This window comes from Streptomyces sp. NPDC037083, from assembly GCF_055606485.1.
Window position 1 is genome coordinate 77813 of the sequence record NZ_JBVJSQ010000017.1, and the last position, 12736, is coordinate 90548.

The window sequence follows — 12736 nt, forward strand, 5'->3', positions numbered from 1 at the left end:
GCCCGCCGAGGGGGGCCGCTGCTCCCGCCTGTGCCGCCGCCCCAGCGGCACGACTGCCCGGACCTGGTCGGCTCAGTGGGCTGAGCGGCCCCGGCCGCCGGCCGCCCCGCCGCCCGACAGCCCGCAGCTCAACGGGCGCTACGCCGGCTTGATCGGGGGGCGGGGGGACGTCGGGGTGGACGTCGGTGGTTGGGGGGTGGACCTGGTCATGCTCTTCGCCTTCGACGCCGCCGCCGTCAGGGGCTTGGCGATGTCCTCCAGGGAGCGTCGCTCGGCCTTGACCGCGAGGAACGCCGCCACCAGTCCCGCCGCGCACATCAGGGTCGCGCCGATGCAGAAGGCGAGGACCGTGTCGCCGACCTTGCCCGTCTCGGTGAGGTCGGCGAACAGCAGGGGGCCGCTGATGCCGCCGGCTGCGGTGCCGAGGGCGTAGAAGAAGGCGATGGACATCGCACGGGTCTCCATCGGGAAGACCTCGGACACCGTCAGGTAGGCGCTCGACGCGCCCGCCGAAGCGAAGAACAGCACCGCGCACCAGCAGGCCGTCATCGTGGTCGCGTTCAGCGAGCCCTGGTCGAACAGCCAGGCCGTGCCGAACAGCAGCGCACCGGAGAGCAGATACGTCGAGGAGATCATCACCCGGCGGCCCACCGTGTCGAACAGCTTGCCCAGCAGCAGCGGGCCGCAGAAGTTGCCGATCGCGATGACGGCGAAGTAGTAGCCGGTGTTGCCGCTCGGCACGTCGAAGAACTTCGTCAGGATCGCGCCGAAGCCGAAGGTGATCGCGTTGTAGAGGAAGGCCTGGCCGATGAAGAGGGAGAAGCCGAGGATCGAGCGGCGGCGGTAGTCGGAGAACACCGTGCGGGCGATCTCGACGAAGGAGACGCTGCGGCGCTGGTGGATGGTGAGCTCGCCCTCGGCCCGCGGCAGCCGCTCCCCCCTCTCCTCCTCGATCTGCCGTTCGATCGAGGTGACGATCTCCTCGGCCTCCCCGTCCCGGCCGTGGATCAGCAGCCAGCGCGGGCTCTCCGGGACGTGCCTGCGCACGAGCAGGATCACCAGGGCCAGGACGGCGCCCAGCGCGAACGTCAGCCGCCAGCCCACGTCGGCCGCGAAGACGTCGGTGTTCAGCGCGACGATCGACAGGAGCGAACCGCCGACCGCGCCCAGCCAGAAGCTGCCGTTGATGATCAGGTCGACGCGCCCCCGGTACTGCGCCGGGATCAGCTCGTCGATCGCGGAGTTGATGGCCGCGTACTCGCCGCCGATGCCGAAGCCGGTGAGGAAGCGGAAGAGCAGGAACCACCAGGTGTCGAAGGAGACGGCGGTCAGGGCCGTGGCCGCCAGGTACACCGCGAGGGTGATCATGAACAGCTTCTTGCGGCCCCACTTGTCGGTCAGCCGGCCCCAGAACAGGGCGCCGACGCAGGCGCCGGCCACGTACAGCGCGGCCGCGATGCCGGTGACCTGACCGGAGGTGATCGGCAGGCCGCTGCCCGGCTCGGACAACCGGCTCGCGATGTTCCCGACGACCGTGACCTCCAGGCCGTCCAGAATCCACACCGTGCCGAGTCCGAAGACGATGGTCCAGTGCCAGCGCGACCAGGGCAGCCGGTCGAGGCGGGCGGGGATGTCAGTGGTGATCGTGCGGTCTCTCTCGGCCGGCACGGCAGCTTCGGCGCTGGTCATGGGCTCCCTCCTCGGCGCGCTCCTCATCGAGCGGAACGCCGGTCGTGTTCCCGCGACCAGTGGATTCAAGCCCCGAGTGCCCGCGCCACGGTGTAGATCAGCAAACCGGCCAGCGAGCCCACCACCGTGCCGTTGATGCGGATGAACTGCAGGTCACGGCCGATGTTCGCCTCGATCTTGCGAGTCGTGTGCTCGGCGTCCCAGCTCGCCACCGTGTCGGTGATCAACGAGGTGATCTCCTTGCGATACGTCGTCACCACGTGCACCGCCGCGCCCTCGACCCAGCTGTCGACCTTCTCCTGGACCTTCGGCTCGGTGGCCATCCGGGTGCCCAGGGACAGCAGCGAGGCCCGCACGCGCAGCCGCAGCTCGCTGCGCTCGTCCTCCGCAGCCGCGACGATCATGGAGCGGACGGCGGTCCAGGCGGACGCGATCAGATCCTGGACCTCGCCCCGGCCCAGCACCTCGCCCTTGAGCCGCTCCACCCGCGCCCGGGTGTCCGTGTCGGACTGCAGGTCGGCGGCGAAGTCCGTGAGGAACCGGTCCAGGGCGCCCCGGGCCGGATGGGACGGCATGTCCCGCATCTCCGCGCAGAAGCGCAACAGCTCCTTGTAGACGCGCTCGCCGACCTTCCTGTCGACGAACCGCGGGGTCCAGCCGGGCGCCCCGCCCTGCACGGCGTCCATCACCGAGTCGGCGTGCAGCACCAGCCAGTCGTGCGCCCGTGACACCACCAGGTCGACGGCCCGCCGGTGGCCGCCGTCGACGACGACCCGCTCCAGCAGCTTCCCCATGCCCGGTGCGATCTCCTGGGCTTCCGCCCGCCGCGTGATCGCCTCCCCGACCACCGCCTGGACGTCCGAGTCGCGCAGCACCGTCAGCGCGCCGCGCAACGCCGTCGCCAGCTCCGCCGTCACCCGGTCGGCGTGCTCCGGCTCCGCCAGCCAGGCCCCCAGCCGGGTGCCGATGCCCACCGAACGCAGCCGCTGGCGCACCACGTCCTCGGAGAGGAAGTTCTCGCCCACGAACTCGCCCAGCGAGACGCCCAGCTGATCCTTCTTGTTCGGGATGATCGCCGTGTGCGGGATGGGCAGGCCGAGCGGGTGACGGAAGAGCGCCGTGACCGCGAACCAGTCGGCGAGCGCGCCGACCATGCCCGCCTCCGCGGCCGCCGCCACATAGCCCGCCCAGGCTCCCGCGCCCCGGTGCGAGGCCCACTCGGCGAGGACGTACACCACCGCCACGAACAGCAGCAGCCCGGCCGCGGTGAGCTTCATCTGGCGCACCCCGCGCTGCTTCTCCTCGTCCGCAGGAGTGAAGGAGGTCATGGCCCGATAGGACGAGGCCGCGTCCGGTGCTGTCGCTTCGGTACGTTCCATTTGCTCCACCCGTTCGGTGATCCCGCACACATTGTCCCTTCCCGACCGACTCCTGGAACGGAACAAGAGTTCCCGGCGTCTGTATGACCGGGGGATCAAGGGTGAAACTCCTGCACTGTTCCGGAGCCTCGAGCTCCCCGCGCACGAGGAGACACGCGCCCGCATGACCAGGCGTCACACCGAGCGTGTGGGGTCGCTCCCCACACGGCACGGCGCACTGCTGTCCGCGATCACCGCCCTGATCGTCGGCCTGTCCGCAGCCATATACGTCACGACCGCCGCCGACCACGGCCCCGGCAGCCGCCCCTTCGGGGACACCGTCGCCGCGGCCCCCGGTCCGCACAACGCCGCCCCCGTGTCCACCGGCGTGTGGGTCGGCACCTGGGCCGCGGCCCCGGCCGGCGCCGAACGGGACACCGAGGCCGACGGCATGGCGGGCCGCACGGTCCGCAACGTCGTGCACACCAGCGTCGGCGGGAGCAGCGCCCGCGTCACGCTGTCCAACCTCTACGGCAGCGGCCCCCTCACCGTCACCCACGCCACGCTCGCCGTCGCCGCCCGCGACGACAGCGCGGCCGCCGACCCCGGCACCCTGCGCCGCCTCACCTTCGGCGGCGCCACCACCGTCGTCGTCCCGGCCGGCGGGCAGGCCGTCAGCGACGCCGTCGCCGTGCCCGTCCCGGCCGACGCCGACGTCCTGGTCAGCACCTACTCCCCCACCTCCGCCGGGCCCGTCACCTACCACCCCCGCGCCCGCCAGACCAGCTACGTCGCCGAGGGCGAGTCCACCGCGGACACCACCGGCGCCGCGTTCACCGAGACCAGCCCGTACTGGCGTTACCTGACCGCCCTGGACGTGCTGGGCAACGAGGCCGACGGCACCGTCGTCGCGCTCGGCGACTCCATCACCGACGGCGTCACCTCCACACCCTGCGCGAACCGCCGCTGGCCCGACGTCCTCGCCGAGCGGCTGCGGGCCGCCGACGGCTCCACGCCCCGCTACGCCGTCGTCAACGCCGGCATCAGCGGCAACCGGCTCCTCGCCGACGACCCGCGCCGCGGCGCCGCCGGCCTGAAGCGCTTCGAACGGGACGTCCTCGACCGCCCGAACGTGAAGGCCGTCGTCATCGACCTCGGCATCAACGACATCCTGCGCAGCAGGACGCTCGCCGACCCGCAGGCCATCGTGACCGGCCTGCGCACCCTCGCCGACCGCGCCCACGCCCACGGCGTCAAGGTCGTCGGCGCCACCCTCACCCCGTTCCGCGGCCACCGCGGCTACAGCGAGGCCCGCGAGGACGTACGGCAGCAGGTCAACCGGGCGATCCGCACGGACGGGCTGTTCGACGAGGTCGTCGACTTCGACAAGGCGCTGCGCGACCCGTACGACCCGCGCAGCCTGCGCGCCGAGTACGACTCCGGGGACCATCTGCACCCCAGCGACCGCGGCTACCGGAAGATGGCCCAGACCCTCGACCTGGACGAACTGATCAGCACGGCACCCGCCCGCCTGTAACGCCCCCACCGGCTCCGAGCGCCCCCACCGAAACCACAATCCGGCGGGGGCGTCGGGTCGTCAGGCCGCCAGTCGTCAGTCGTCGTAGTGCCGTTCCCGGCCTTCCGCCCGCTCCTGACGCTCGCGCCGTCCGCCGTGGTCGTGCAGGAGGTCCTTGTGGCCCTCCAGCACACGCCGGTGGGCCCCGTGGACGTCGTCCCGGACGGAGGAGCGCAGCTCGTGCACCGCCGCCTTGCGGTCCAGCTTCTCCTGCCGCCGGGCGGCCCGCGTCTTCTTCCGCTCTACGCCGACGCCGCCCCAGAAGGCGAACCCGGTGACGACCACCCGCGGCGCGCCCGGCTCCCCCGGCTCCCCGCTCCCGCGCTGGTCGAAGCCGCCCATCACGCCGATGCCGCGGACGACGACCTCGACGCCCGGCGGCACGACGATCTGCACCCCGCCCATGATCGCGACGCAGTTGATCTCGACCTCCTGGGCCGAGAAGTCGGCCTCGCGCAGGTCGATCTCACCGCCGCCCCAGAAGGCGAAGCAGTTGAAGCGCCGGGGCACCGTCCAGCGGCCCTTGCGCTGGAAGCCGGACATCACCGCCACGGCCCAGGTCGACGAGCCCTCACCGCCCACGATCCGCCCGGACCAACTCCCGTCCGCCGACGGCTCCTTGCTCAGCGAGACAGCGGGCGGCGGGGTGACTCCGGCGACCGGCAGATCCCGGGTGATCGGCGCCAACTCCCCGTACGTGCGCGCCTTGTACGTGTGATCGAGCCGCTCCTCGAACTCCTCCATGTCGAGACGGCCCTCGGCGAGGGCGTCCCGCAGCACCTCGGCGACCCGCTCACGATCGGCGTCGGAGGCGCGGAGGTCCGGCAGGTCCGGCACTGCGTCGTCGGTCATGCCAGCAGACTACGAGTTCCCGGCCCCCGGCACTATGGTCTGCGGCTCCTGCCCCGGCCCCGGCTCCGGCTCCGACCCCGGCGGGCTCTCGGGGGCGCCCCGCGTCGAGTACAGCATCTTCGCGATCACCGCCTCGATGTCCGGCTCCCGCACCGACAGGTCCACCAGCGGATACTCCGCCGCGATCCGCGCCACCAGCGGAGCCGCCGACGCCGCCGCCGGGAACGCCAGCCACTGGCGCGGCCCCTCCACCCGCACCACCCGCGCCGCCGCCCCCACCGCGATCGGCGGCAGCTCCCGCTCCAGGTCCACCACCAGCGTCCGCTCGCTCTCGCCCACCTCGTGCAGCCCGGCCAGCGCACCGTCGTAGACCAGCCGCCCGTGATCGATGACCATCACCCGGGAACACAACTGCTCGATGTCCTGCAGATCGTGCGTGGTGAGCAGCACCGTCGTGCCCCGCTCCGCGTTCAGCTCCCGCAGGAACTCCCGCACCCGCGCCTTGGAGACCACGTCCAAGCCGATCGTCGGCTCGTCCAGATACAGCACCTCGGGCTCGTGCAGCAGCGCCGCCGCGATGTCGCCGCGCATCCGCTGACCGAGCGAGAGCTGCCGCACCGGCACGTCCAACAGAGCCGACAGATCCAGCAGTTCGACCAGACGGTCAAGGTTCTCGCGATACCGCCCGTCCGGGATGCGGTACATGCGGTGCATCAGCCGGTAGGAGTCGATCAGCGGAAGGTCCCACCACAGCGTCGTACGCTGCCCGAACACCACCCCTATCCGGTGCGCCAGCCGCGTCCGCTCCCGCGACGGATCGATCCCGGCGACCCGCAGCCGGCCCCCGCTCGGCGTCAGGATCCCCGTCAGCATCTTGATCGTCGTCGACTTCCCGGCCCCGTTCGGCCCGATGTAGCCGACCATCTCACCGCGCGCCACCCGGAAGGAGATCGCGTCGACCGCCCGCACCCGCCGCAGCTCCCGTTTCAGAAAACCGGTCCTCCTGCGCACGTCGAAGACCTTCTCCACCCGGTCCACCTCGATGAACGCACTCTCCGACACCGTCACGCTCAACTCCCCGTGCTCCGATACGACCTCAGCCCGACCCGCCACGCCAGCCCCGCCGCCGCACAGCACACCGCCGCCACCAGCGGCGGAGCGAACGCCGCCCACTCCGGCAGACCCAGCGGGTAGGGCCGCCCCAGCACATACGACGCGGGCACCCAGTTGACGAACGCCAGCGGGAACACGAACGTCACCCCGCGCACCAGCTCCCTGCCGAACACCGTCGGCGGATACTGCAACAACGTCTGACCGCCGTACGTGAAAGCCGCCTGCACCTCCGCCGCGTCCTGCGCCGCGAACTGGAACGCCGCCCCCGCCACGAACACCGACGAGAAGATCACCCCGCCGCTCACCAGCATCACCGGCACCAGCAGCATCTTCGGCACCGTCCACACCACGTCCGTCGCCGCCAGCCCGTAACCCAGCACCGCCGTCCCCTGGACGATCCGGCTCACACGACGCAGCGCGAAACGATCCGCGGCGACCTGGGCCAGCACCGGCGCGGGCCGCACCAACAGCGTGTCCAGCGTCCCGTCACGCACCCGCGTGCCCAGCCGGCCCGCCGAGCCGATCGCCAGATCCGCGAACCCGAACGACATCGCCGACGCCCCGTACAGAAACGCGATCTCCGGCAACGTGTATCCGCCGAGCGCGTCGACCTGCGAGAACATCAGCAAGATCGCGACAAAGTCCAGCCCCGTCACCAGCAGACCGCCCAGCACCGTCATCACGAACGACACCCGGTACGCCAGCGTGGAACGGATCCACATCCCGGCGATCAGCCGATACGCCCGCAGCCCGTCCGCCACCCGGCCGCCCTCACCCACCCTGCACCACCACCCGACGCGTCGCCGCCCGCTGCACCAGCCGCCCCACCGTCAGCAGCACCACCGCCCACACCGCCTGGAACGCGAACGCCGACCACGGATCGGCCTCGCCCATCAGCACATCGGCCGGCATCTGCAACAGCGCCGCCCACGGCAACAACGCCACGACGTCACCCAGCGGCTGCGGAAACGCGTTCAACGGCAACGCCATCCCCGAACAGAACATCCCCGTCACCATCAGCGCCTGCAACGCACCCGTGCCGTCCAGCAGCCAGAACCCGCTCAACGCCACCAGGAACCGGATCCCGAAACTCACCACCATCGCCAGCACGACCGTGACCAGGAACGCCGCCCAGACCACCGGACCGTCCGGCAGCGCCGTCGGGAAGAACAGCGCACCGAACACGAACGGGATCACCCCACGCCCCAGCAACTGGAACGACGCCCGCCCCACGTCCACCGCCAGCCACCACAACTGAAGATCGGCCGGCCGGTACAGGTCGACCGCCACCTCCCCCGTGCGGACACGCTCCATGAGATCCGTCTCGAAACCGCCGCCCTGGATCGCCAGCGTCGCGAACAACGCCTGCCCCAGCCACACGTACGTGACCGCCTGCGCCTGGTCGTAACCCCCCAGGTGCGGCCGCTCGTCCCACAACGCCAGGTATGTGTAGACGAGGATCAGGCCGAAAACCGTGTTGGTGAACACCCCCGCGGCCGTGGCCACCCGATAGGTCGCGTACCTTCGGAAACTCCCCACCGCGACGGCCGCGTACAACCGCGCCGATCCCAAGGCAACCGTCCTCCTCGCCCACGAGTCACCCCTGGTGCCCCCGTCGGCACCGAAGCGCAGGAGCCTAGTGCGCCGGTCCCGTCGCGTGCCACGCGTTTTCCGGCACAACACGCGCCGATTGTCGGGAACGGAACGCTTGGTGCGAGAGTCTTCAACAGGGGGCGCAAAAGGCGTACGAGGCTTACGAGGCGTACGGGAACGTGCGACGCGAAACAGGAGTCCTGCAACACATGAGTGACGAGCCGCAGCCGCAGCAGCCGAACGAAGGCTTGGCACCGGGAAAGCCCGAGGCGGGTGACGGAGGGAGCGAACAGAAGGTGAAGCGACCCAAGCGCACCGGATGGCGACGCCTCCTGCCCACCTGGCGGATGGTGCTCGGCACCCTCGTCATCGGCGTCCTGCTCGTCGTCGGCCTCTTCTTCCTCGGCTACTCGATGGTCAAGATCCCGCCGGCCAACGCCCTCGCCACCAAGCAGTCCAACGTCTACCTCTACGCCGACGGCACCGAGATCGCCCGCGACGGCACCGTCAACCGCGAGAACGTCAGCCTCGCCCAGATCTCCAAGGACGCCCAGCACGCCGTCCTGGCCGCCGAGGACCGCGACTTCTACACCGAGTCCGCCATCGACCCCAAGGCGATGCTCCGCGCCGGCTGGAACACCGCCACCGGCAAGGGCAAGCAGTCCGGCTCCACCATCACCCAGCAGTACGTGAAGAACTACTACCTCGCGCAGGAACAGACCGTCACCCGCAAGGTCAAGGAATTCTTCATCTCGATCAAGCTCGACCGCGAGAAGTCCAAGGACCACATCCTCGAGGGCTACCTCAACACCAGCTACTTCGGCCGCAACGCCTACGGCATGCAGGCCGCCGCCAAGGCCTACTACGGCATCGACGCCGCCCACCTCACCGCCGCCCAGGGCGCCTACCTCGCCGCACTGGTCAACGCGCCCAGCGAGTACGACGTCATCGCCCACCCCGAGAACAAGGCCGCCGCCGAGGCCCGCTGGAACTACGTCCTCGACGGCATGGTCACCAAGGGCTGGCTCACCGAGGCCCGGCGCACCGGCATGAAGTTCCCCAACCCCAAGGAGACCTCCGGCGCCGACAACGGCATGTCCGGACAGCGCGGCTACCTCGTCAACGCGATCAAGGACTACCTCAAGAACAACAAGATCGTCACCTCGGACGAGCTCGACGGCGGCGGCTACCGCATCACCACCACCCTCGACAAGCGCAAGCAGAACGCCTTCGTCGACGCCGTCAACGACAAGCTCCTGTCCAAGCTCGACCCGAAGAAGCGCAAGGTCGACTCCTACGTCCGCGCCGGCGGCGCCGCCGTCGACCCCAAGACCGGCCGGATCGTCGCCATGTACGGCGGCATCGACTACGTCAAGCAGTACACCAACAACGCCACCCGCCAGGACTTCCAGGTCGGCTCCACCTTCAAGCCGTTCGTCTTCACCTCGGCCGTCCAGAACGACTCCACCACCCAGGACGGCCGCCAGATCACCCCGAACACCGTCTACGACGGCACCAACAAGCGCGCCGTCCAGGGCTGGTCCGGCCCCGTCTACGCCCCCGAGAACGAGGACTACGTCAACTACGGCAACATCAACGTGCGCACCGCCACCGACAAGTCGGTCAACTCGGTGTACGCGCAGATGGCCGTCGACGTCGGCCCCGCCAAGGTCAAGCAGACCGCGATCGACCTCGGCCTGCCCACCGCGACCCCCGAACTCCAGCCCTACCCCTCCATCGCCCTCGGCACCGCCAACGCCAGCGTCCTGAACATGGCCGAGGCCTACGCCACCCTCGCCAACCACGGCAAGCACGGCGTCTACACCCTGATCGACAAGGTCACCAAGGACGGCGCCGACGTGATGGAGCTGCCCAAGCCCAAGGCCTCCCGCGTCGTCAGCCGCGAAGCCGCCGACACCACCACCTCGATCCTGCGCAGCGTCGTCCAGAACGGCACCGCCACCGAGGCCCTGGCCGCCGGCCGCCCCGCCGCCGGCAAGACCGGCACCGCCGAGGAGGACCAGGCCGCCTGGTTCGCCGGCTACACCCCCGACCTCGCCACCGTCGTCGCCGTCATGGGCCAGGACCCCGAGACCGCCCACCACAAGTCCCTCAAGGGCGCCATGGGCCTGCCCCGGATCAACGGCGGCGGCGCACCCACCCAGATCTGGGCCCAGTTCACCAGGAACGCCCTCAAGGGCACCCCCGCCACCGAGTTCAACCTGGAGATCCAGGACGGCGGCGACGAATCCGCCTACCCGTCGACCGAGCCCTCCGAGGACGAGCCCAGCGACGACGAGAGCGGCAGCAGCACCCCGCCCGGCGACGGCACCAAGGGCCAGACGCAGGGCCAGACCCAGGGACAGACCGGCGGCGGCACGAACACCGGCGGCGCCACCGGCAACACCACCTCCGGCACCACCACCGACGGCGGCACGACCACCGGCGGCACCTCCACCGGCACCACCGACGGCACCACGACGACCGGCGGAAACACCTCGGGCACCAGCTCAGGCAGCACCGACGGCACCACATCCGGCGGAACCACCGACGGCACCACCGGAGACCCCGGCAACTCGGAGGGCACGACCGTCGGCCCCCAGCTCACGGCCACCCGCCGCGACTGAGACCCTCCGACGCCCCCGCTCGACGACCGCCGCTCAATGACCGCCGCTCAATGACCACCGGTCGCCTTCAGCCCCACCACGGCGACCAGCAGCAGACACACGAAGAAGATCCGGGCGGCGGTCACCGGCTCCCCCAGCACCGCCATCCCCACCACCGCCGCCCCGGCCGCCCCGATCCCCACCCACACGCCGTACGCCGTGCCGATGGGCAGAGAACGGGCCGCATACGACAGCAACACCATGCTCGCGACGATGCCGGCCCCGGTGAACACACTCGGCACCAGCCGCGTGAACCCGTCCGTGTACTTCATCCCCACCGACCAGCCGACCTCCAGCAGGCCGGCGACGACGAGCAGAACCCAGGCCATGACAGGCACCTCCGAGACGCGAACACAACAACAGCGATGCGTCGTCCTTGCCTGCTCCCGCCGGTCATACGGCGGCTTCCCGGTACGGCGCGTCTCGTCGGGCACCTCCGAAGGTAGCAAAAACACAGCAAAAAGGGCTGGTGACCATGGTCACCAGCCCTTCCCCACCGTCGTATCAGAGGTACAGGCCCGTCGAGTCCTCCGACCCCTCGAACCGGTCCGCGGCCACGGCGTGCAGATCGCGCTCACGCATCAGCACATACGCCACACCGCGCACCTCCACCTCCGCCCGGTCCTCCGGGTCGTACAGCACCCGATCACCCGGCTCCACGGTCCGCACGTTCTGCCCCACCGCGACCACCTCCGCCCACGCCAGCCGGCGACCGACGGCCGCGGTGGCGGGAATCAGGATGCCGCCACCGGAACGCCGCTCGCCCTCGCCGGTCTCCTGCCGCACGAGCACACGGTCGTGCAGCATCCGGATGGGCAGCTTGTCGTGCTGGGGATCGAGGTCGTCTCTCTTGGCGCTCACACCACTGAACCTACCTGCCCGGAGCGAATCCGTGAGCGGGCGGGTCCGAGCCGCGTCAGCCCCTGCGACGACGGGTGCTCAGGGCCAGCAGCCCCACGACGCCGACGACGACCAGCGCCACCGGCACCACCCGCTCCAGCCGCGGCGCGCCCTCCTCGTCCACGAACTGCGCCCGCACCTCACTCACCACCCGGTTGACCTGCACATAGGCCCTCCCCAGGGTGTGATCGACGTTGGCGACGACCTTGGCCCTGGCGTCCCCGACGATGGTCTTCGGGTGCACCCGCACCCCGATCTCGTCCAGCGTCTCCGCCAGCACCTCGCGGCGGGCCCTGATGTCCGCCTCGATCTGCGCCGGGGTTCTGGTGTCCGACGTCTCCGCCACGGTAAGGCCTCCGAAGTCAGCCGATTCTTGTTCTGGACAGTCTGTCAGCTCCGCCCGCGGCCGCACTGTCAGGACCCCCGGTTACGCTGGACCGATGAGCGAGCGACTCCAGCCCGGGGACGTGGCCCCCGCCTTCACCCTCCCCGACGCCGACGGCAACCAGGTGTCCCTGTCGGACCACAAGGGCCGCAAGGTCATCGTCTACTTCTACCCGGCCGCCCTTACCCCCGGCTGCACGAAGCAGGCCTGCGACTTCACCGACAACCTCGACCTGCTGGCCGGCGCCGGCTACGACGTCATCGGCATCTCCCCGGACAGCCCCGAGAAGCTGGGCAAGTTCCGCGAGAAGGAGTCCCTCAAGGTCACCCTCCTGGCCGACCCGGAGAAGACCGTCACCGAGGCGTACGCCGCGTACGGGGAGAAGAAGAACTACGGCAAGACGTACATGGGCGTCATCCGCTCCACGATCGTGGTCGACGAGGAGGGCAAGGTCGAACGAGCCCTCTACAACGTCCGCGCCACGGGCCACGTAGCGAAGATCATCAAGGACCTGGACATCTGAGCCTCCCGTCTCCGCGGCCTGCACCGGACACCCCCGGCGCAGGCCGCTTCACATCCCGGGCGTGACTGTCCGATAAACGGT

12 protein-coding genes are annotated in these 12736 nt (G+C 70.4%); 3 read left to right on the forward strand and 9 right to left on the reverse strand.

Features of this window, described 5'->3' with window-relative positions; translation table 11 throughout:
* Positions 1-138 precede the first annotated feature (138 nt).
* Together ACZ7DE_RS35605 and ACZ7DE_RS35610 are read right to left on the reverse strand one after the other, a co-directional pair.
* Positions 139-1689 carry an MFS transporter gene (locus ACZ7DE_RS35605; RefSeq protein ID WP_470768544.1) on the reverse strand — a complete coding sequence of 517 codons (1551 nt, stop codon included), beginning with the start codon at positions 1687-1689 and terminating at the stop codon, positions 139-141.
* Between the two features lie 65 nt (positions 1690-1754).
* Positions 1755-3098: a DUF445 domain-containing protein gene (locus tag ACZ7DE_RS35610; protein WP_470768545.1), complete on the reverse strand. Its 1344-nt coding sequence runs from the start codon at positions 3096-3098 to the stop codon at positions 1755-1757.
* Between the two features lie 133 nt (positions 3099-3231).
* On the opposite strand from ACZ7DE_RS35610, the gene ACZ7DE_RS35615 reads away from it, so the two are divergent.
* The gene (locus ACZ7DE_RS35615; RefSeq protein WP_470768546.1) at positions 3232-4584 is read left to right on the forward strand and encodes an SGNH/GDSL hydrolase family protein; all 1353 of its coding nucleotides are present in this window, start codon (positions 3232-3234) and stop codon (positions 4582-4584) included.
* Between the two features lie 75 nt (positions 4585-4659).
* Here ACZ7DE_RS35615 and ACZ7DE_RS35620 read toward each other — a convergent pair whose 3' ends face one another.
* Genes ACZ7DE_RS35620 through ACZ7DE_RS35635 form a run of 4 tightly spaced genes read right to left on the reverse strand, consistent with a single transcriptional unit; the run spans position 4660 to position 8160 of the window.
* Entirely contained in the window at positions 4660-5475 is an 816-nt protein-coding gene (locus ACZ7DE_RS35620; protein WP_470768547.1) for a DUF1707 SHOCT-like domain-containing protein, read from the reverse strand.
* 9 nt (positions 5476-5484) lie between these two features.
* Positions 5485-6543, reverse strand: coding sequence for an ABC transporter ATP-binding protein (locus tag ACZ7DE_RS35625; RefSeq protein WP_470768548.1), 1059 nt, complete (start codon positions 6541-6543; stop codon positions 5485-5487).
* A gap of 2 nt (positions 6544-6545) precedes the next feature.
* On the reverse strand, positions 6546-7310 hold the full coding sequence (locus tag ACZ7DE_RS35630) for an ABC transporter permease (RefSeq protein WP_470768655.1): 765 nt from the start codon (positions 7308-7310) through the stop codon (positions 6546-6548).
* Positions 7311-7359: 49 nt separating this feature from the next.
* On the reverse strand, positions 7360-8160 hold the full coding sequence (locus ACZ7DE_RS35635; protein ID WP_470768549.1) for an ABC transporter permease: 801 nt from the start codon (positions 8158-8160) through the stop codon (positions 7360-7362).
* A 230-nt stretch (positions 8161-8390) separates the two neighbouring features.
* Between ACZ7DE_RS35635 and ACZ7DE_RS35640 the strand changes: the two genes are divergently transcribed.
* Complete coding sequence (locus ACZ7DE_RS35640; RefSeq protein WP_470768550.1) at positions 8391-10808, forward strand: transglycosylase domain-containing protein; 2418 nt, start codon at positions 8391-8393, stop codon at positions 10806-10808.
* A gap of 47 nt (positions 10809-10855) precedes the next feature.
* Here ACZ7DE_RS35640 and ACZ7DE_RS35645 read toward each other — a convergent pair whose 3' ends face one another.
* The 3 genes from ACZ7DE_RS35645 to ACZ7DE_RS35655 all read right to left on the reverse strand — a co-directional run bounded on the left by ACZ7DE_RS35645 (position 10856) and on the right by ACZ7DE_RS35655 (position 12093).
* Positions 10856-11176 carry a DMT family transporter gene (locus ACZ7DE_RS35645; protein WP_470768551.1) on the reverse strand — a complete coding sequence of 107 codons (321 nt, stop codon included), beginning with the start codon at positions 11174-11176 and terminating at the stop codon, positions 10856-10858.
* Between the two features lie 175 nt (positions 11177-11351).
* A complete protein-coding gene (locus ACZ7DE_RS35650) occupies positions 11352-11654 on the reverse strand; it encodes a GroES family chaperonin (RefSeq protein ID WP_236052880.1) in 303 nt (100 codons plus the stop codon).
* Positions 11655-11763: 109 nt separating this feature from the next.
* Entirely contained in the window at positions 11764-12093 is a 330-nt protein-coding gene (locus tag ACZ7DE_RS35655) for a DUF3618 domain-containing protein (RefSeq protein WP_470768552.1), read from the reverse strand.
* 94 nt (positions 12094-12187) lie between these two features.
* Between ACZ7DE_RS35655 and bcp the strand changes: the two genes are divergently transcribed.
* Entirely contained in the window at positions 12188-12655 is a 468-nt protein-coding gene (gene bcp / locus ACZ7DE_RS35660; protein WP_470768553.1) for a thioredoxin-dependent thiol peroxidase, read from the forward strand.
* Positions 12656-12736: the final 81 nt, after the last annotated feature.